The sequence below is a fragment of the Amycolatopsis sp. NPDC114478 genome (assembly GCF_055633805.1).
The window spans coordinates 39,298-57,280 of record NZ_JBVKDO010000036.1; the positions used below are offsets into that span (position 1 = coordinate 39,298).

17 protein-coding genes are annotated in these 17,983 nt (G+C 72.5%); 10 read left to right on the forward strand and 7 right to left on the reverse strand.

The features are described from left to right. Positions 1–25: 25 nt before the first annotated feature. Together ACZ7OH_RS48510 and ACZ7OH_RS48515 are read left to right on the forward strand one after the other, a co-directional pair. Positions 26–385 carry a hypothetical protein gene (locus tag ACZ7OH_RS48510; protein ID WP_470287138.1) on the forward strand — a complete coding sequence of 120 codons (360 nt, stop codon included), beginning with the start codon at positions 26–28 and terminating at the stop codon, positions 383–385. A 1,074-nt stretch (positions 386–1,459) separates the two neighbouring features. Then, complete coding sequence (locus ACZ7OH_RS48515; protein WP_364369526.1) at positions 1,460–1,669, forward strand: hypothetical protein; 210 nt, start codon at positions 1,460–1,462, stop codon at positions 1,667–1,669. On the opposite strand, the gene ACZ7OH_RS48520 is transcribed toward ACZ7OH_RS48515, so the two are convergent. The 3 genes from ACZ7OH_RS48520 to ACZ7OH_RS48530 all read right to left on the reverse strand — a co-directional run bounded on the left by ACZ7OH_RS48520 (position 1,670) and on the right by ACZ7OH_RS48530 (position 5,221). Continuing rightward, complete coding sequence (locus ACZ7OH_RS48520) at positions 1,670–2,959, reverse strand: GGDEF domain-containing protein (RefSeq protein ID WP_470287172.1); 1,290 nt, start codon at positions 2,957–2,959, stop codon at positions 1,670–1,672. 85 nt (positions 2,960–3,044) lie between these two features. Then, a complete protein-coding gene (locus tag ACZ7OH_RS48525; RefSeq protein ID WP_470287139.1) occupies positions 3,045–4,262 on the reverse strand; it encodes an MFS transporter in 1,218 nt (405 codons plus the stop codon). Positions 4,263–4,438: 176 nt separating this feature from the next. Then, positions 4,439–5,221 carry an IclR family transcriptional regulator gene (locus ACZ7OH_RS48530; RefSeq protein ID WP_470287140.1) on the reverse strand — a complete coding sequence of 261 codons (783 nt, stop codon included), beginning with the start codon at positions 5,219–5,221 and terminating at the stop codon, positions 4,439–4,441. Between the two features lie 83 nt (positions 5,222–5,304). Here ACZ7OH_RS48530 and hutH point away from each other — a divergent pair, with 83 nt between their 5' ends. The 5 genes from hutH (at position 5,305) to hutI (ending at position 12,143) form a co-directional block, all read left to right on the forward strand. Beyond that, entirely contained in the window at positions 5,305–6,831 is a 1,527-nt protein-coding gene (gene hutH, locus ACZ7OH_RS48535; RefSeq protein WP_470287141.1) for a histidine ammonia-lyase, read from the forward strand. After that, a complete protein-coding gene (hutU, locus tag ACZ7OH_RS48540; RefSeq protein WP_470287142.1) occupies positions 6,831–8,483 on the forward strand; it encodes a urocanate hydratase in 1,653 nt (550 codons plus the stop codon). The genes hutH and hutU overlap by 1 nt, the downstream gene beginning before the upstream one ends. Beyond that, entirely contained in the window at positions 8,480–9,676 is a 1,197-nt protein-coding gene (locus ACZ7OH_RS48545; protein WP_470287143.1) for an allantoate amidohydrolase, read from the forward strand. Before hutU ends, ACZ7OH_RS48545 begins: the two co-directional genes overlap by 4 nt. Before the next feature lie 101 nt (positions 9,677–9,777). After that, complete coding sequence (locus ACZ7OH_RS48550) at positions 9,778–11,010, forward strand: formimidoylglutamate deiminase (RefSeq protein ID WP_470287144.1); 1,233 nt, start codon at positions 9,778–9,780, stop codon at positions 11,008–11,010. Then, positions 10,998–12,143 (forward strand): imidazolonepropionase, encoded by a 1,146-nt coding sequence (hutI, locus tag ACZ7OH_RS48555; RefSeq protein WP_470287145.1) that lies wholly within the window; start codon positions 10,998–11,000, stop codon positions 12,141–12,143. Before ACZ7OH_RS48550 ends, hutI begins: the two co-directional genes overlap by 13 nt. Before the next feature lie 120 nt (positions 12,144–12,263). Here the strand turns inward: hutI and ACZ7OH_RS48560 are convergent, their stop codons facing one another. Further along, the gene (locus ACZ7OH_RS48560) at positions 12,264–13,130 is read right to left on the reverse strand and encodes a lipase (protein ID WP_470287146.1); all 867 of its coding nucleotides are present in this window, start codon (positions 13,128–13,130) and stop codon (positions 12,264–12,266) included. A 184-nt stretch (positions 13,131–13,314) separates the two neighbouring features. Between ACZ7OH_RS48560 and ACZ7OH_RS48565 the strand changes: the two genes are divergently transcribed. Beyond that, complete coding sequence (locus ACZ7OH_RS48565) at positions 13,315–14,115, forward strand: poly(ethylene terephthalate) hydrolase family protein (protein ID WP_470287147.1); 801 nt, start codon at positions 13,315–13,317, stop codon at positions 14,113–14,115. Here ACZ7OH_RS48565 and ACZ7OH_RS48570 read toward each other — a convergent pair. Then, a complete protein-coding gene (locus tag ACZ7OH_RS48570) occupies positions 14,086–15,495 on the reverse strand; it encodes an acyltransferase (protein ID WP_470287148.1) in 1,410 nt (469 codons plus the stop codon). The two genes, ACZ7OH_RS48565 and ACZ7OH_RS48570, sit on opposite strands and share 30 nt — an antisense overlap. A 201-nt stretch (positions 15,496–15,696) precedes the next feature. Here ACZ7OH_RS48570 and ACZ7OH_RS48575 point away from each other — a divergent pair, with 201 nt between their 5' ends. Together ACZ7OH_RS48575 and ACZ7OH_RS48580 are read left to right on the forward strand one after the other, a co-directional pair. Then, positions 15,697–16,821: an inorganic phosphate transporter gene (locus tag ACZ7OH_RS48575; protein WP_470287149.1), complete on the forward strand. Its 1,125-nt coding sequence runs from the start codon at positions 15,697–15,699 to the stop codon at positions 16,819–16,821. Positions 16,822–16,829: 8 nt separating this feature from the next. Continuing rightward, positions 16,830–17,051, forward strand: a complete 222-nt coding sequence (locus ACZ7OH_RS48580) for a hypothetical protein (protein WP_400902104.1) — start codon at positions 16,830–16,832, stop codon at positions 17,049–17,051. Here ACZ7OH_RS48580 and ACZ7OH_RS48585 read toward each other — a convergent pair. Both ACZ7OH_RS48585 and ACZ7OH_RS48590 read right to left on the reverse strand, forming a co-directional pair. Continuing rightward, complete coding sequence (locus ACZ7OH_RS48585; RefSeq protein ID WP_470287150.1) at positions 17,033–17,776, reverse strand: hypothetical protein; 744 nt, start codon at positions 17,774–17,776, stop codon at positions 17,033–17,035. The two genes, ACZ7OH_RS48580 and ACZ7OH_RS48585, sit on opposite strands and share 19 nt — an antisense overlap. Beyond that, positions 17,773–17,982: a hypothetical protein gene (locus tag ACZ7OH_RS48590; RefSeq protein WP_364459724.1), complete on the reverse strand. Its 210-nt coding sequence runs from the start codon at positions 17,980–17,982 to the stop codon at positions 17,773–17,775. The genes ACZ7OH_RS48585 and ACZ7OH_RS48590 overlap by 4 nt, the downstream gene beginning before the upstream one ends. Position 17,983: the final 1 nt, after the last annotated feature.

Consider the following 17,983-nt stretch of genomic DNA (forward strand, 5'->3'; position numbering starts at 1 on the left):
AGCCATGTCGGGGCGGCGAGTCTGGATGCGCATCATGGCCGGGACCGTGTGGACGGTCGTCGCGCTCGTCCTGTGTTGCGTGTGGGGGCTGGGGGCGCTCCAGTTGGCTCTCCGCAGCCATCCCACTGGCTTCGGCCCGGACTTGCTGGTCGAGTTGCTCTGGGCGGCGTTGTCGCTGTTCGTCTTTGTGCTTGCCACCGGCGGCATCGCGGTGCTCATCGCGTTCGGCGTGGATCGGGGCCGGCCGGCTATATGGATCACCCTCGCCATCGCTGCGGTCCTGTTCGTATTGGTTACCTGGGGTTACGTGGCAGCTACCCGTGCGGCAATGATCCGCTACGACACCACTGGTCCCGTGGAGTACCCGCAGCCGAGCGGACGATGAATAGGCGGGCGACTCGCGATCACGGTCGCTGCCGCTCTTAACGTGGTGCGGTCCCTGCTGCGCTCGCGTGCTTGCGATGGGCGTTTGTGGTGTTTCGTTCCACCCGAGGTGACTGATCGGCTACGGTGAGGGCGCGGCTAGTCGGTCTAGTCGATCATGCCGTGTTCAGCCGCGCCCATCACCCGGGCGCGGCGCTGGTGGAGGGGCTAGAGGGGACCAGGGACGGCATGAGCGACCCGCAACCGCCTGGTTGCCGTTCGCTGGTGCTCCGAAGGTGCCGAATCCACTGCCTGCCTCGGTGCTGTGACGCCAGGAACGCCCCGCGAGATCGTCAAGACGCTCAACGACACCGCGCGGGCCCTCGCCGGTGGGTAGTCCGGCGCCTACCACCACGCGCTCTGACTGCACTCAGGACACCGTTCAAGTTCGGGTCGTGCTAGATCGGGTTCGTCGTCAGCCGGGAGAACGCACCGGGCACCGCAAACGGCGAAATACACCGTCGTGTCGCCTGCCTGTTCGGTCTGCCATCCACCCCGATCCGAAGCCAGAACACGGCCGGCCGTAGTCACAATGACAGCTTCGGGTGCCGGAAAGGGGCTACGGGAACTGCCCTCGCCTCGCCACGGGCCAGGGGCTGACGGGTGCGGAATCGAGATACCGACCGCGGCGAGGGGGCGAGGAGGCGAGCGCACAGGGCGCGTGCCAGGAGCGGGGGTCGGGGAGCCGCCTGCGGTAAGAGGGCAAGGGCGACGGGCGCACAGGGCGCGAGCCAGGGGCGGAGTCGGGGAGCCGCCCACGGCAAGAGAGCGACGGCAACGGGCACAAACCGCAGGCCAGGGACGGATGGGGGTCGAAATCGGGAAGCTGCCCGCAGCAAGAGGACGCCAGCGACAGGTACCGAAAGTACGGTCCAGAGAAGGCCCAGCCTCCAACCCCCTCCACCACCCAAACCTCTGCTACTCTCCGCAGCTTTTAGCTAGTGATGGGGCCCACTTGCGGGTGAAATTCTCGTGAGTGTCATGCTGAAGCCCCGACCATGGCTCCGCACCCGTGGAGTCGGAAGTAGGTGGCCAGATGACCTGGGCCCGTTCCAATGGCAGTTCCACCGCCAACGACGAAGACAGCCGGATGGGTGTTATCCGGGCTGAAGAGGCCGTTCGGCTCGCCGAACAGAACGATCGAGCCGTCATCACCGTTGCCGGTCACTCCTCGAACGTCGGGGAATGCGCTGAACTGCTTGCCATGCTCGGGCTGGATGCCGGGCGGCGGCACAAGATCGCCTGATCACCCCAGGTCCGCTGCGTGGACCACCTTGTTCCGGCCCGTCGCTTTCGCGTGGTACAGCGCCGTATCCGCCGCGTCGAGCAGGCGTTGCAACGATGTCCCCGCGTTCGGGTAGACCGCCATGCCGATCGAGGTCGACAGGCCTGTGATCGACAGCTTGCCCACCGGGACCTTCAGCGCCGCCACCGCTCGGCGGATGCGCTCGGCCACCGCTCCGATGTCCGGGTGGGCGATGCCCGGCAGCAGCACCACGAACTCTTCGCCGCCGAAGCGCCCGACCGCGTCGCCGCGGCCTCGGACGGCGGCGATGATCGCTTCCGCTACTGCCCGTAGCACCGCGTCGCCCGCCAAGTGGCCGTACGTGTCGTTCACCTGCTTGAAGTGGTCCAGATCCAGCATCAGCAGGCCGAACGTCGACCGCTGGCGGGTGGCGGCCGCCAACGTTCGCTCCGCCAGCGCGTGCCAGCCGCTGGAGTTGTACAACCCTGTCTTCGCGTCGCGGTGGGCCGCCACCTCCAGCTGCTTCACCAGCACCGTCCGGTGCAGCAGCAGCAACGGCGGGAGCACCAGCACCACCAGGCCCGGCAGCACCGCCAGCGCCAGCGCGTTCAGCGCGCCCAGGCAGAGCGTCGCGACCTCCAGGCCGTTGTCCCACCACGTGCCGAACAGCGCCTCCGGGGTCCGGCCGACCTCGGGGCGGGCCGGGAGCACCAGCAGGGCGTTCACCACGAAGAACGTCACTCCCGCGGCCGCGATCGCGAACGTGCCCGCCCAGCCGCGCGAGAGCGCCGCGCGCACGTCGGGGGAGCCCGAAACGCGCATGACCGCCTGGGCCGCGTAGCACGACAGCAGGATGATGGCCGCGTTGCTGACCGTCCGCGACGCCGGCACCCGCTGCAGGCGGTACCAGCTGCGGACCGCCAGGTGCCCGTACAGGCCGCCGACCAGCACGGCCAGCAGCGGCGGCGGGAGCACCAGCACGCCGGCGAACGTCCAGACCGACGTCATGTTGATGTGCGGCGTCCCCGACACGCGCCGGCGGACGCGCTCGACCCGGCGGCCCGTCTCCGACTGCGCGACGCCGAGGAGCAGCAGCACCAGCAGGATCAGCACCGTGCGGCGGTCGATCGCCACCGGGAACGGGCGCAGCGTCAGGGCCACCGCCGACGCCTCCGTCAGCAGGCAGTAGACGATCACGCGCGGGCTCTGGCGCCACAGCGCCCAGCGCCGTGGCACGAGCGCGTCACGAAAGTGCGGTACGCCGCGCGGGGCTCCGGCGCCGGTCCGCATACTCATGGTGTCCGGCCGGTGACGGAACCGGTCCGGTCCGAGGTGGCGAAGGGAGGCGCGCCATGTGCGGACGCGACAACTGAGGTCATGGTTCCTCCAGCCCGGCCCGGCGCCACGCCCTCGCGATCGGCACGGCCACCGCGGCGCCCGCCGCCCCGGCGACCGCGATGGTGAGCGCCGGGCTCAGCACGTCGGCGAGCGCACCCGCCGCGGCCGCGCCGACGCCCTGCACGGTGATCAGCCCGGCCGAGTTCACCCCGGCGCACTGCGCGCGGTGCTCGTCCGGCACGCGCCGCATGAACGTCACCGTGCCGGTGATGTTGTAGCCCGTCGCCAGCAGGCCGGACGCCGCCAGCAGCAGCACCGACGCCACCAGGCCCGGCCGGAAGGCGAACACCACCAGCGGCAGCCCCGCCGCGATCCCCAGCCAGCCGAGCACGCGGACCTGCGCGTGCTCCGGGATCCACTTGCCGAACACGACGCCGCCGAGCACGCTGCCCGCCGGGTCGGCCGCCATCAGCAGCCCCACCAGCGTCGCGCCCGCGCCGATCCCCGCCGCGTACGGTGCCGCCAGCGCCTCCGGCACGACGTAGAACCCCGCCAGCCAGTTGAGCGCCACCAGCGTCCGCAACGCCGGGTCGCGCCAGATCAGCCGGACGCCGACGCCGGTCGTCGCCAGCCAGGCCGGCCGCACCGCTTGGGCGATCGCGGCGCGCCGCCGGACGCCGGTGACCAGGAACAACGCCGAGAGCACGAACGTCACGGCGTCGAGTGCCAGTGCGGCGGACGGCGTGAGCGCGGCGATCAGCAGACCGCCGCCGGCGAACCCGGCCAGCTGCGCGGCCTGGATCGTCACGTTCCGCAGGGCCATCCCGACCAGGTACCGCTCGCCTTCGAGCACCGTCGGCAGCAGGGCCTGCTGCGCCGCCTTGAACGGGCCGCCCAGCGCCGTCATCACCGCGACCAGCACGCACAGCACCCACAGCGGGACGCCGGGAACCGCGATGACGCCGACCAGGGCGGCGCGGGCTACGTCGGCCGCGACCATCACGTCGCGGCGCGGCCACCGGTCGCCCGCGCCGGCCAGGAGGATGCCGCCGAGCAGCGAAGGCACGTACGTCAGGGCGTAGGTCAGGCCGGTCAGCGCCGCCGACGAAGTGCGCTGGTAGACGAGGACCGCGAGCGCGACGCGGGCGAGCTGGTCGCCGCAGACGGACAGCAGCTCGGCTAGCCACATCGCCCGGAACTCGGCGACGGCGAGCACCGCGCCGAACCCCACCCGCGTCACCCGTGCGTCATCCATCGCCGGCGCCCCTCAAACCGCTATCCGGTGAAGCTCATTCAGCCGTCGATCAGTGGCTAGGCCGTGCGGCGGCCGACGAGCGGCGGCCTTACCGGAATGAGCTTCAGGCAACGGTAATAACCGAGCGGAGTGGAATCGAGCCGTTCGGTGACAGTTGCCCCGATCGCCGCAGCGCGTCAGCCCGGGTGGCCGCCGATCCGGCTGGTCAGCTCGGCCGCCGTCGCCGCCACTTCGGCCGCCAGCTCCGGCCACGTCTCGTCGCACGGCTCGGCCGCGCAGTGGTGGCGCAGGGTCACGCTGATCGCGGCCAGCGGCCGGGAGCCGTGGTCGAAGACCGGCGCCGCCACCGACGCGAACCCGGCCGTGACGTGGCCGTCCTCGATCGACCAGCCGAGCCGGCGCTCCGCGGTGAGGACGCGCCGCAGCTCGGCGAGCGTGCGCGGACCGCGACCGGTGCGGAGCACGAACGCCGACGCCGACGGGAACAACGCGCGGACGTGCGGGGCGGGCAGGTGCCGCAGGATCGCGCGGCCGGACGCGGTCAGCTGGGCCGGCAACCGGACCCCGACCTCGGTGACGAGCGTTTCCGGGCGCGCCGGGCGTTCCTTGATGAGGTACAGCGACTCGTTGCCGTGCAGGACGCCCAGGTGCGCGGTGTGGCCGACGCGGTCGACGAGCTTGCGCAGCAACGGGCCGGCCAGCCGTTCGAGGGGGTCGTGGCGCAGGTAGGCCGAGCCCAGCTCGAAGGCCGCGATGCCCAGGCCGTAGCGGCGTTCGGCGGGCAGGTGGACGACGAAACCGGCCGCTTCCAGCTCGCTGAGCAGGTGGTACGTCGTGGAACGGGGGAGACCGGCTTCGCGCGCGATCGCCGCCGCGGTCACCGGACCGGGACGCGTGGCCAGGAGGCTCAGGACCGCGAGGCCGCGGCGCAACGCCGGGACTTCGCTGCTGTCACCCATGAGCCGAGTCTAGGTCTGGGATCCCAGACGGAACCACTCCGTGGGGCATCCCACCAGCGGGAAGGACGATGTCCAATGGGCCCATGCCGGAAAAAGTGCTCCTGGGCCCGGAACCGCTGACCGCCGCCCGGGTCGTCGACGTCGTCCGCGGGTACGCACCCGTCGGGCTCACGGACGCCGCCGAGAAGAACCTCGCCGCGACCCGCCAGCACATCGAGAACCTCGCCCACGCCGTCACGCCCACCTACGGCGTCTCGACCGGCTTCGGCGCCCTCGCCACCCGTCACATCCCCGTCGAGAGCCGGACCGCGCTGCAGCGCAGCCTGATCCGCTCGCACGCCGCCGGCGCCGGGCCCGCCGTCGAGCCCGAGGTCGTCCGCGCGCTCATGCTGCTGCGGCTGCGGACCCTCGCCAGCGGCTACACCGGCGTCCGCCCGGGCACCGCGCAAACGCTTGCGGCCCTGCTCAACGCCGACATCACGCCGATCGTCCACGAGTACGGCTCGCTCGGCTGCTCCGGCGACCTCGCGCCCTTGGCCGCCGTCGCGCTCGCGCTCATGGGTGAGGGCGAAGTGATCCACGCCGGTCAGCTGAAGCCCGCCGCGGAAGCGTTGAAGCAGGCCGGGATCGAGCCGGTCGTCCTCGCCGAGAAGGAGGGCCTCGCCCTCACCAACGGCACCGACGGCATGCTCGGGATGCTCCTGCTCGCCGCCGCCGACCTGCACAAGCTCTTCGACATCGCCGACCTCACCGCCGCGATGAGCGTCGAGGCGCTGCTCGGCACCGACCGCGCGTTCGCCGCCGACCTCCAGGCCCTCCGGCCGCACCCCGGGCAGGCCACGTCCGCCGCCCGGATGTGGCAGGCGCTGCAGGGCTCGAAGATCGTGGAAAGCCACCGCGGCCCGGACTGCAACCGCGTCCAGGACGCCTATTCGCTGCGCTGCGCCCCGCAGGTGCACGGCGCCGCGCGCGACAGCCTCGCCCACGCCGAGCTGGTCGGCGAGCGGGAGCTGATGTCCGCTGTGGACAATCCCGTCGTTCTCGCCGACGGCCGCGTCGAGTCCAACGGCAACTTCCACGGCGCGCCCGTCGCGTACGTGCTGGACTTCCTGGCCATCCCGGTCGCCGACGTCGCCAGCATCGCCGAGCGCCGCACCGACCGGATGCTCGACAAGGCGCGCTCGCACGGCCTGCCGCCGTTCCTCGCGCACGACCCGGGCGTCGACTCGGGCCACATGATCGCCCAGTACACGCAGGCCGCCGTGGTCAGCGAGCTGAAGCGGCTCGCCGTGCCCGCGTCCGTCGACTCCATCCCGAGCAGCGCCATGCAGGAGGACCACGTCTCCATGGGCTGGTCGGCCGCGCGGAAGCTGCGCAAGGCCGTCGACGGCTTGACCACCGTGCTGGCCATCGAGCTGCTGACGGCGGCCCGGGCGCTGGACTTCCGGGCGCCGCTGGAGCCGTCGCCGGTCACCGGCCGCGTCCGGGACCTGCTCCGCACGAAGGTCGCGGGCCCCGGCCCCGACCGGCACCTGGCGCCCGAGATCGCGGCCGCCGAAGAACTCGTCCGCTCCGGCGCCGTCCTCGACGCCGCCCGTCTGGAGGTCTGATGTCCCGCGTCGTCCGTGCCGCCCGCGGCACCCAGCTCACCGCCAAGTCGTGGCAAACCGAAGCCGCGTTGCGGATGTTCCACAACAACCTCGACCCCGACGTCGCCGAGCGCCCCGAAGACCTGGTCGTCTACGGCGGCACCGGCAAGGCCGCCCGCAACTGGGCCAGCTTCGACGCCATCACCCGCGAACTGACCACTTTGGACATCGACGAGACGCTGCTCGTCCAGTCCGGCAAGCCGGTCGGCGTGTTCCGCACGCACGAGTGGGCGCCGCGCGTGCTCATCGCCAACTCGAACCTCGTGGGCGACTGGGCGACCTGGCCCGAGTTCCGCCGCCTCGAGCAGCAGGGCCTGACGATGTACGGGCAGATGACCGCGGGATCGTGGATCTACATCGGCACGCAGGGCATCCTCCAGGGCACCTACGAGACCTTCGCGGCCGTCGCGAAGAAGAAGTTCGGCGGGTCCCTTCGCGGAACGTTGACCGTCACCGCGGGCCTCGGCGGCATGGGTGGCGCGCAGCCGCTCGCCGTGACCATGAACGACGGCGTCGCGCTGGTCATCGAGTGCGACCCGCAGCGCGCGCACCGCCGCGTCGAGACGCGCTACCTCGACGAGGTGGCCGACGACCTCGACGACGCCATCGCCCGCGTCACGAAGGCCAAGCAGGAGAAGCGGGCGCTGTCCGTCGGTGTCGTCGGCAACGCCGCCGAGGTGCTGCCGGAGCTGCTGCGCCGGGGCGTCGAGGTCGACATCGTCACCGACCAGACGTCGGCGCACGACCCGCTGTCCTACCTGCCCAAGGGCATCAGTGTCGACGACTGGCACGACTACGCGGCCAAGAAGCCCGACGAGTTCACCGACCGCTCGCGCGAGTCGATGGCCGAGCACGTCGACGCGATGCTGGGCTTCCTCGACAAGGGCGCCGAGGTCTTCGACTACGGCAACTCGCTGCGCGGCGAGGCCAAGCTCGGCGGCTGCGAGCGCGCGTTCGACTTCCCGGGTTTCGTGCCCGCCTACATCCGCCCGCTGTTCTGCGAGGGCAACGGCCCGTTCCGCTGGGCCGCGCTCTCGGGCGACCCCGAGGACATCGCCGCGACCGACCGGGCGATGCTGGAACTGTTCCCGGAGAACGAATCCCTGGCCCGCTGGATCCGGCTGGCCGGCGAGCGCGTGGCGTTCCAGGGCCTGCCCGCCCGGATCTGCTGGCTCGGCTACGGCGAGCGGCACCTGGCCGGCCTGCGGTTCAACGAGATGGTCGCCAGCGGCGAGCTGAAGGCGCCGGTCGTCATCGGCCGCGACCACCTCGACTCCGGCAGCGTCGCCTCGCCGTACCGCGAGACCGAGGGCATGGCCGACGGCTCCGACGCGATCGCCGACTGGCCGCTGCTCAACGCGCTGGTCAACACCTCGTCCGGCGCCAGCTGGGTGTCGATCCACCACGGTGGCGGCGTCGGCATGGGCCGGTCCATACACGCCGGCCAGGTCAGCGTCGCCGACGGGACGGAGCTGGCCGCGCAGAAGCTGGAGCGCGTGCTCACCAACGACCCGGGCATGGGCGTCATCCGGCACGTCGACGCGGGGTACGACCGCGCGGCCGAAGTGGCGGACGAGCGCGGCGTGCGGGTGCCGATGCGGGAGGACGCGTGACCGCTTCCGGGTTCCTCGACGAGATCGGCGACGTCGGGCGCGACCCCCAGCGGGGCGGCTACTCCCGGCACGCCTTCGACGGGCCGGAACAGGACCTGCGCGCGTGGTTCGTCGAGCGCGCGCTGGGCCTCGAACTCGACGTCGAGACCGACCGCAACGGCAACATCTGGGCGTGGTGGGGCCCGCCGGGGCGGAGCGCCGTGGTCACCGGCAGCCACCTCGATTCGGTGCCCGGCGGGGGTGCGTTCGACGGCCCGCTCGGGGTCGCGAGCGCGTTGGCCGCGGTGGAAGCCTTGCGGGCCAAGGGGTTCCGGCCGCGCAAGCCGCTCGCCGTCGTGGTGTTCGTCGAGGAGGAAGGTGGCCGGTTCGGCGTCCCGTGCCTCGGCTCGCGGCTGCTCACCGGCACTATCGACGCCGACAAAGCGCGCAACCTGCGGGACGCCGACGGCGTCACGTTCGCCGAAGCGGCCGAGAAGGCCGGCTTCGACGCGGCCCGGATCGGGCCGGACGCGGAGCGGCTCGACCGGATCGGCCGGTTCGTCGAACTGCACGTCGAGCAGGGGCGCGGGCTGATCGACCTCGGCGCGCCCGTGGCCGTCGGCAGCACCGTGATCGCGCACGGCCGCTGGCGGTTTTCCTTCACCGGCCAGGGCAACCACGCCGGCGCGACGCTGCTGGCCGACCGGGCCGACCCGATGCTGCCTGCCGCCGCGACGGTCACCGCCGTCCGGCGGCTGGCGCGCGCGGTGCCGGACGCCCGGGCGACCGTCGGCCGGCTGGTCCCGACGCCGGGCGGCACCAACGTCATCGCGTCCACTGTGGACCTCTGGCTCGACGCGCGGGTGCCGGGCGCGGGCACGCCCGGGCTGGTCGGCGAGATCAGCCGCGCCGCCGCGGCCGCCGCCGAGGAGGAAGGCTGCCGGGTCGAGGTGACCCGGGAGTCCTATTCGGACGATGTGGTGTTCGACGATCGGCTGCGCGACGACCTCGGCGGGTGGCTCGGCGGGCCGCCGGAGCTGCCGACCGGCGCCGGGCACGACGCCGCGATCCTCGCGGGGTTCGTCCCGGCCGGGATGCTGTACGTGCGCAACCCGACGGGGATCAGCCACTCGCCGGAGGAGTTCGCCGAGGCCGACGACGTCGAGGCCGGCGCGGCGGCGCTGGCCACGGTCCTGGAACGGCTGGCGCGATGACCTCCGGCCCGCGGGGGCGCCCCCCGTTTCCAGCCTATCGCCCGGCACCGACAGTTTTCTGGTGCGAACAGGCCTGGCTGCCGGCCGGGATCGCGTCCGGCGTGCGGATCGACGTCGCCGGCGGCCGGGTCACGGGCGTGGCTCCCGGGTCACCGCGGACCGGCGTCGTCCTCGACGGCCTGACGTTGCCCGGCTTCGCGAACGGGCACTCGCACGCCTTCCACCGGGCGCTGCGGGGCCGGACGCACCACGAGCGCGGCACGTTCTGGACGTGGCGCGAGCGGATGTACGCCCTGGCGTCCCGGCTCGACCCGGACGCCTACTACCGGCTGGCCCGCGGGGTCTACGCCGAGATGGTGCTCGGCGGGTACACGAGCGTGGGGGAGTTCCACTACCTGCACCACGCACCCGGCGGGAAGCCGTACGCCGACCCGAACGCGATGGGGGAGGCCCTGCGCCAGGCGGCGGCCGACGCCGGGATCCGGCTGACGCTGCTCGACACGTGCTACCTCGCGGGCGGCATCGGCGTCGAACCGGACGAGGTGCAGCGCCGGTTCTCCGACGGCTCGGCTTCGGCGTGGGCCTCGCGGGTCGCCGCGCTCGAGGAAGACGACCTGTTCCGCGTCGGGGCGGCCATCCACTCGGTGCGGGCGGTCCCGGCAGCCGAACTGTCGCTTGTGGACAGCAAGCGGGTCGTGCACGTCCACCTGTCGGAGCAACGGGCCGAGAACGAGCAGTGCCAGGCCGCCTACGGCCGCACGCCCACCGAACTGCTCGACGAGCACGGGGTGCTGACCGACCGGCTGGTCGCCGTGCACGCCACGCACCTCACCGCGTCGGACATCGACCGGCTGAGTGGCGCGCGGGCGTGCTTCTGCCCGACCACCGAACGCGACCTCGGCGACGGCATCGGCCCGGCCCGCGCCCTGCGGGACGCGGGGGTGCGACTGGGCATCGGCAGCGACAGCAACGCCGTCGTCGACGCCTTCGAAGAAACGCGCGCGCTGGAGCTGGACGACCGGCTGGCCAGTGAGGAACGCGGCCGGTTCACCGCCGAGGAGCTCCTGGAAGCGGGCACGGACCACGCGGCGATCGGGTGGGACGGGGTCGGCGCGCTCGCCGAGGGGGCGGGCGCGGACTTCGTCACCGTGGCCCTGGACTCGGTCCGGACGGCCGGGATCGAGCCGTCCGGGGTCCTGTTCGCGGCTTCGGGCGCCGACGTACGGCACGTCGTCGTCGCGGGCCGCGAGGTCGTGCGGGACGGCGCGCACCTGCTCATCGACCGACCGGAAACCCTGCTGGCGAAGGAGATCGAGGCACTGTGGCAGTCCTGATCACGGGCATCGGCGAACTCACCACCAACGACCCCGCGCTGGGTCGGCTGACCGACGCGGCCCTGGTGCTGGACGGCTCGGGCGTCGCCTGGGTGGGGGCCGCCGGTCAGGCGCCGGCCGCCGACGAGCGCGTCGACGTCGAAGGCCGCGCGGTGCTCCCCGGCTGGGTCGACAGCCACACGCACCTCGTCTTCGCCGGCGACCGCACGGCCGAGTTCGAAGCGCGAATGGCCGGAAAGCCCTACACGGCAGGCGGAATCGCGATAACGGTCGACGCGACGCGGGAGGCGTCCGACGAGCAGCTGGCCGCGAACCTGCGCCGCCACGTCGACGAGGCGGCCCGGCAGGGCACGACGTGCCTGGAGACGAAGACGGGCTACGGGCTGACCGTCGCGGACGAAGCCCGCAGCGCCCGGATCGCCGGGGAGGTCGCCGACGAGGTGACGTTCCTCGGCGCGCACCTGGTGCCGCCGGGCGCCGACGCGGAGTCCTATGTGGACCTGGTCTGCGGTGAGATGCTCGACGCCGTCGCGGGAAGCGTGCGCTGGGCCGACGTCTTCTGCGAAACGGGAGCGTTCGACGAGGCCCAGTCGGCGCGGGTGCTGAAGGCCGCGGCCGAGCGCGGGCTCGGCCTGCGTGTGCACGGCAACCAGCTCGGCGAAGGCCCGGGTGTGCGGTTGGCGGTGGAGCTCGGCGCGGCGAGCGTCGACCACTGCACGTTCTTGAGCGACGCCGATGTCGAAGCCTTGGCCGCGTCGGAGACCGTGGCGACTTTGCTGCCCGCGTGCGACTTGTCGACGCGGCAGCCGTTGGCCCCGGCACGGCGGCTGCTCGACGCGGGCGCGACGGTCGCGCTGGCCAGCAACGCCAACCCGGGCAGCTCGTACACGACGTCGATGGCGTTCTGCGTCGCGACGGCGGTCCTGCAGATGCGGATGACGATCGAGGAAGCGGTCTGGGCGGCAACGGCGGGCGGGGCGCGGGCCTTGCGGCGCGACGACGTCGGCGTGCTGCGGCCCGGCGCGCGGGCCGACGTCCACGTCCTCGACGCGCCTTCGGTGACGCACCTGGCCTACCGGCCGGGAGTGCCACTGACGAAAATGGTGTGGCGCGCCGGAGATCGGGTGCGCTAACGCTTACCGGGGCTCGTGCACCTCTACGGCCGGATCCCGCTCACACCGGAAACCCGGGCGCCAGCACCGCGTTGCGCGAGGGTGCCGAGGACGGACGCCGGTTCCTCGGGCGGAACCCGCTCAGAGCGGGAGCGTGAACGGCGTGCACTTCGGCGAGTAGGACGAGTCGAGGGCGTGCAGGATCAGCCCGGTGACGTTCGGGTCGATCGCCTGGCTCAGGTGGCCCGACGCGTCCGAGCCGCAGAAGTCCTGCAGCACGATGTCCGTGGTGCCCGGCTCGTTCATGATGCCGCTCGTGTACGGCGTCACGACCTCGTCGTACTTGCTCACGATGCTCGTGTACGTGGGTCCGGCCACGTGGACGCCGCCGCGGGCGAGGTCGTCGAGGAACGCCGAGGGCGCCAGGTACTCGGTGCACGCGCCGCATGCCGTCTTCAGGATCGCGCCGAGGCCGGGCACGGTCGTCAGCAGGGCCTTGGCCAGCGCGTCGAGGCCGCCGAGCGTGGTGCCGCGGTAGTTCGCGCCGAAGCCGACGAAGTGCGCGACCTTCGCCGCGCCGCCGCCGAACTTCAGGTAGTACGCGGGCATCGTGCTGCCCTCGGAGTGGCCGACGATGTCGACCTTCGCGGCGCCGGTGGCGGACCGGACCTCGTCCACGAACCGGCCGAGCTGCGCGGCGCTGTCCCGCATGGACGCAAGCCCGCCGACGCCGGGGCCGAGGACGCCGGTGCCGTAGGTCAGCGAGAAGACGCAGTAGCCCTGGGCGGCGATCTTCGGGGCGTGGAAGAACCAGTTGACGGAGTCGTTCGCGCCGAGCCCATGCACGAGCACGACGGGCTCCGGGTGCGCGGCCGTCGGGCGGCACCCCCAGTCGTTCCAGCCGCTGTTCGGCGCCGCGTCGGCGACCGCCGGCGCGACCGCGCCGAAGGTGAGCGCCGCGGCGAGCACGGCCAGGGTTCGCTTGACACCGCCGTTGGTGACCCGCATTCCGTTGCCTCCAGTTACCCGTCAGTACGTGATGCAGATCATGATCGGTCACATGTCGTTGGAGGCGACCTGGGAGAACGCTCAGAGATGGCATCGGTTCTTTGTGTCAGGTCACAATCAGGCTGAGTGCGTTCCCGGCCGATCATCTCTTCGACCGTTCCGACGACGTGACAGGGGAGAAGACATGCGACGGCTCTGGCTCGTGGCGCTCTTGACGGTCCTTTTCGTGACTCCGCAACCCGCGCAAGCCGCGGCGGTGCACTGGGACCAGCCAGGTCCCTACCCCGTCGTCAGCGAGGCCCTCGACGCCACCCACACCGTCTTCCGCCCGGCCGATCTCGGCGGCGCCAAGCACCCGGTGCTCGTCTGGGGCAACGGCACCGGCGCGGTGCCCGCCGTCTACGCGGGGCTGTTGCGGCACCTCGCGTCCTACGGCTTCGTCGTGGCGGCCGCCGACACGGTGAACTCCGGCACCGGCCGCGAGATGCTCGACGGCGCGCGCACGCTCGTCGCGGAAAACTCCCGGCCGGGCAGCGCGTACTTCGGCCGGATCGACACCGCGCACATCGGCGCGACCGGGCACTCCCAGGGCGGTGGTGGGGCCATCGCCGCGGGCGCCGACCCGCTCGTCACCACCACCGTCCCGATCGAGCCAGGACCGCTCGGGTCCGTCGAAGCGCTGCACGGCCCGGTGCTCTTCCTCGGCGGCCAGCTCGACGTCGTCGTGCCGCCGGCGCTGCTGGTGATCCCGCGCTACAACGCCGCGTCGCAGGTCCCCGCGGTCTACGGCGAGCTCGCCGGCGCCACCCACTTCACCCCGGCCGGCGACGGCGGCGGCTTCCGCGGCGCGATCACCGCGTGGTTCCGCTACTGGCTGGCGGGCGACGAGCAGGCGCGCGGTGTCTTCTTCGGGCCGGGCTGCACGTTGTGCGCCGACCCGGCGTGGTCGAAGGTGCTACGCAACGCGAAGGCGCTCGAAGTCTGACGCCTTGCGGACGCCGACCGCGATCCCCGTCAGCGCGACCAGGCCGCAGAGCCACGCGAACCAGTCGCCGAACCGGGCGTACGGCGTCTTCCCCGGCCCGATCGGGACGTCGGCGACGACCACCGTGAACGGGCCGCCGCCGGTGTGGGCGTCGGCCAGCACGTGGCCCTGGGCGTCCGCCAGCATCGGCGTCCCGCGGGCCGCGCTCCACGCCACCGAGAAACCGTTTTCGACGCCGCGGATCAGCGCCGTGCGGCTGTGCGCCCAGCCGTCGGCGTCCTCGTCGGAGGCCGGGATGAGCACCAGGCCCGTGCCGGCCTCGCCGTAATCGCTGCCGGGGTCGGCGAAGTTGACGTCCATGCACACCATCAGCCCGATCCCGGCGAGGTGCGCGAGCTGCGTGCCGGAGGCGATGTTCGGCGAATCCCCGTTGTGCCACTTGCGGTATTCGACCGGCGCGCCCGACGGCGGCACGGCGAGCGCCGCGTTGAACCGGCCCTCCGGGGTGGTGTCGAGGACGCCGGTCACGACGTCGAGGTCGCGCGTGCGGGCCACCTCGGCGAAGGCTTCGACGAGCCGGGGCCGGCTGGCCTGGTCCACCGCGAAGGCGGCTTCGGGGAGCACGACGGCCTGGACTCCGTCCGGCAGCCGGCTCATCCGGTCCACATAGGACCGGATGAGCGCCTGGCCGTCCGGCGTGGCGACGTCGACCGCCCAGCGGCTCTGCCCGGGCGCGACCAGAGCGACCCGGGTCGCCGGCCCGGTGCGAGCCGGCGTGCTCCAGAACACCAGCGCGCCGAGCGCGACGGCGACGGCGACCAGCCCGGTCAGCCGGGCGGTCCCGCGGACCCCCGGCGAGAGGGCGGCGGCGACCGCGGCCGGGACGAACAGCACGAGGAACTCGACGCCCCAGCCGCCGGTGACCGCGGCGAGCCGCAGCACGGCCGGCCGGTCGGCCTGGGTCGTCATCAGGGTGTCCATCAGGCCGGTCGGGTTGAGCAGCGAGACGCCGTAGAGCACGACGGTCCACAACGCGGGCGCGGCGAGCGCGGCGAGAAAGCGGTTCCCGCGGCGGACCAGGAGCCGGAAGAGGCTGGTGGAGAACGCGAACAGCAGCGCGCTGCCGCCGAGGATCGCGAGCGCCGCCGGGCGCGGGACCGCCAGGGAATGCCAGAAGTAGCTCCAGCTGCCGGCGCTGCCCGCGAGGTAGGCGACGAACGCGCAGGCGAGCGCGGCGGCCCCGGGCACCCGGGGCGCCAGCAGCAGGATCGGCAGCGGCGCCACCCAGGCCAGCTCGGGGACGGGGTCCAGACCGGTCCCGAAGAAGAACAACACCGCCGACGCCACCGTCGCGGCGACCGCCCAGCCCAGCTTGTTCATCGCTGCCCCTTTCGACCGGCATCGACGCTCCCAGGCGAACCGGGCCACGGCACTGGGCCAGACCACCGGGTTCGCGGTGGGGCTGTCCCCACCCCGGTTCATCGAGAGTTCAGGCAGCCGTCACACGACAGGGATCGGAGGCTGTCTTGTCGGTCAGTAGCGTTGCTAACGAACAGTCTCCGGCTTCGGAAGAGGGCCGCCATGGACTTCTCACTGATCGTGCTGGTGGTGATCGTCGCGGCGCTCGCCTTCGACTTCACCAACGGCTTCCACGACACGGCCAACGCGATGGCCACCTCGATCGCCACCGGCGCGCTGAAACCGCGGATCGCGGTCGCCGTGTCCGCGGTGCTGAACCTCGTCGGCGCGTTCCTCTCGGTCGAGGTCGCGAAGACGATCTCCGGCGGGATCGTCGACGACACGAAGGTGACCCCGGTGATCATCTTCGCCGGTCTGGTCGGGGCGATCGTGTGGAACCTGGTGACCTGGCTCATCGGGCTGCCGTCGAGCTCGTCCCACGCCCTCTTCGGCGGGTTGATCGGCGCCACCTGGATCGCTTCCGGCTCCGACGCCGTCCACTTCGGGAAGGTCGTCGAGAAGGTCCTCATCCCCGCGCTCGCCTCGCCGATCGTCGCCGGGATCGTCGCGACGCTCGGTACGTTCCTCGTCTACCGGATCACGGCGCGGGCGAAGCAGGACACGGTGGGCCGGACGTTCAAGGCCGGCCAGATCGCCTCGGCGTCGCTGGTCTCGCTCGCGCACGGCACGAACGACGCGCAGAAGACCATGGGCGTCATCACGCTGACGCTGATCGCGTCCGGCTCGCTCGCGCCGAACTCGGGCCCGCCGGTCTGGGTGATCCTGACCGCGGGCACCGCGATCGCGCTCGGCACCTACCTCGGTGGCTGGCGGATCATCCAGACGATGGGCAAGAAGCTCACCGAAATCCAGACGCCGCAGGGTTTCGCGGCCGAGACGAGCGCCGCGGCGGTCATCCTGACCTCGGCGCACCTCGGGTTCGCGCTGTCCACCACGCACGTCTGCTCGGGCGGCATCATCGGCTCCGGCCTCGGCCGCAAGCTCGCCGAGGTCCGCTGGGGCGTCGCGGGCAAGATGGTGCTCGCCTGGGCGCTGACGCTGCCCGCCGCCGCGATCGTCGGCGCGCTCGCCGCCGAGATCTCGACGCTCGGGACCTGGGGCACCGTCCTGGTCGGCCTGGCCGGGGTCGTCGTCGCGCTGGGCATCTACCTCGCGTCGAAGCGGAACCCCGTCAACGCCAACTCCGTCACCGAGCCCGAGCCGGTCACGCAGCCGGCCAACGCCTGAGGAGCGCCGTGCACATCGATTGGGGTTCCCTCGGTCTCGTCTTCGTCGTCGCGCTCGGCTCGGTCGTCGTGCTGACGAGCCTCTTCTCCTTCGGGGTGGTCGGGCTCTCCCAGCGCGAGTCGGCCCGCGAGAGCGGCGCCTCGGGCACCGGCCCGCTGGCCGGCGCGGTCATCTGCTTCGCCCTGTGCGCGGCGATCGTCGGCTACGGGATCTACTTGATCGTCGCCTGAGCGCGTTCCCGGAACCCGTCCGGGAGCGCGCCGAGCATCGGTTCCAGCGTCGCGCGGCGTGCGTCGCCGAGGTGGTTCAGCAGGTCCAGCGCCGGGGTCCACAGGTCTTCGTCGGCCCCGGCGGCGGTGATCAGCCGGCCGAGCCGGTGGGCCGGGAGCAGGCCGACGACGTGGTCGATGCGGTTCTTGTCGTCGAGCACGAACGCGATCCGCAGCAGGCCCGGGTCGTCGATCTCGTCGAGGGCCCGGCGCACGGTCGGGTCCGGCAGGTGCCCGACGAACCGGCCGAGCGTGATCCAGTCCTCCTTGCGCGCGAGCTCGTTCGCGACGGCGAGGACGGTGTCGAGCGGGATGCGGGAGATGATCGCGCTCGCGCGCCGCGGGTCGAGCTCGGCCGCGACCTCGGCGAGGAACCGCGGCGGCAGCCGCTTGGCGACGTCGACGCCGCGCGCGACGTCGACCACCCCGGCGATCCGGGCGCACAGCAGCGGGCCGAACACCTTCTCGGCGATCTTGGCGAGCACGCCGCCGGGCAGCAGCCGCGCGGCCAGGGCCATCCGCTGCAGCACGGCGATGTTCGCGTCGAACAGCGTGTCGGTGACCTGCTCGCGGAACGCCCGGAGGTCACCGGCGTCGACGCGGGCGAGGTACTCGAGCCGCGCGGGCTCGACGTCGAGGACGCGGGCGAGCTTGAGGATCTCGGCTTCGGATTCGTAGTGCGTCACAGCCCGACTGCCTTCCGGACCGCGCCGCGCAGCAGCGCGGGGACGTACCGGAGGCCCTCTTCGCCCGCTTCGGCGAGCGCTTTCGCCTGCCGTCTGCGCGCGTCGCGCAGCGCGTCGGCGAGGTCCTGCCGCTCGTGCTCTTCGAGGGCCTCGATGCCGCCAGGGAGGGTGCCGCCCAGCTGTTCGGCGAGTGTGCGCTCGGCCATG

What these genes read in the sequence shown, in the direction of transcription:
- ACZ7OH_RS48510 (WP_470287138.1), top strand. Translation starts at nt 26, where the DNA reads ATGCGCATCATGGCCGGGACCGTGTGGACGGTCGTCGCGCTCGTCCTG.
- ACZ7OH_RS48515 (WP_364369526.1), top strand. Translation starts at nt 1,460, where the DNA reads ATGACCTGGGCCCGTTCCAATGGCAGTTCCACCGCCAACGACGAAGAC.
- ACZ7OH_RS48520 (WP_470287172.1), bottom strand. Translation starts at nt 2,959, where the DNA reads ATGCGGACCGGCGCCGGAGCCCCGCGCGGCGTACCGCACTTTCGTGAC.
- ACZ7OH_RS48525 (WP_470287139.1), bottom strand. Translation starts at nt 4,262, where the DNA reads ATGGATGACGCACGGGTGACGCGGGTGGGGTTCGGCGCGGTGCTCGCC.
- ACZ7OH_RS48530 (WP_470287140.1), bottom strand. Translation starts at nt 5,221, where the DNA reads ATGGGTGACAGCAGCGAAGTCCCGGCGTTGCGCCGCGGCCTCGCGGTC.
- hutH (WP_470287141.1), top strand. Translation starts at nt 5,305, where the DNA reads ATGCCGGAAAAAGTGCTCCTGGGCCCGGAACCGCTGACCGCCGCCCGG.
- hutU (WP_470287142.1), top strand. Translation starts at nt 6,831, where the DNA reads ATGTCCCGCGTCGTCCGTGCCGCCCGCGGCACCCAGCTCACCGCCAAG.
- ACZ7OH_RS48560 (WP_470287146.1), bottom strand. Translation starts at nt 13,130, where the DNA reads ATGCGGGTCACCAACGGCGGTGTCAAGCGAACCCTGGCCGTGCTCGCC.
- ACZ7OH_RS48565 (WP_470287147.1), top strand. Translation starts at nt 13,315, where the DNA reads ATGCGACGGCTCTGGCTCGTGGCGCTCTTGACGGTCCTTTTCGTGACT.
- ACZ7OH_RS48570 (WP_470287148.1), bottom strand. Translation starts at nt 15,495, where the DNA reads ATGAACAAGCTGGGCTGGGCGGTCGCCGCGACGGTGGCGTCGGCGGTG.
- ACZ7OH_RS48575 (WP_470287149.1), top strand. Translation starts at nt 15,697, where the DNA reads ATGGACTTCTCACTGATCGTGCTGGTGGTGATCGTCGCGGCGCTCGCC.
- ACZ7OH_RS48590 (WP_364459724.1), bottom strand. Translation starts at nt 17,982, where the DNA reads ATGGCCGAGCGCACACTCGCCGAACAGCTGGGCGGCACCCTCCCTGGC.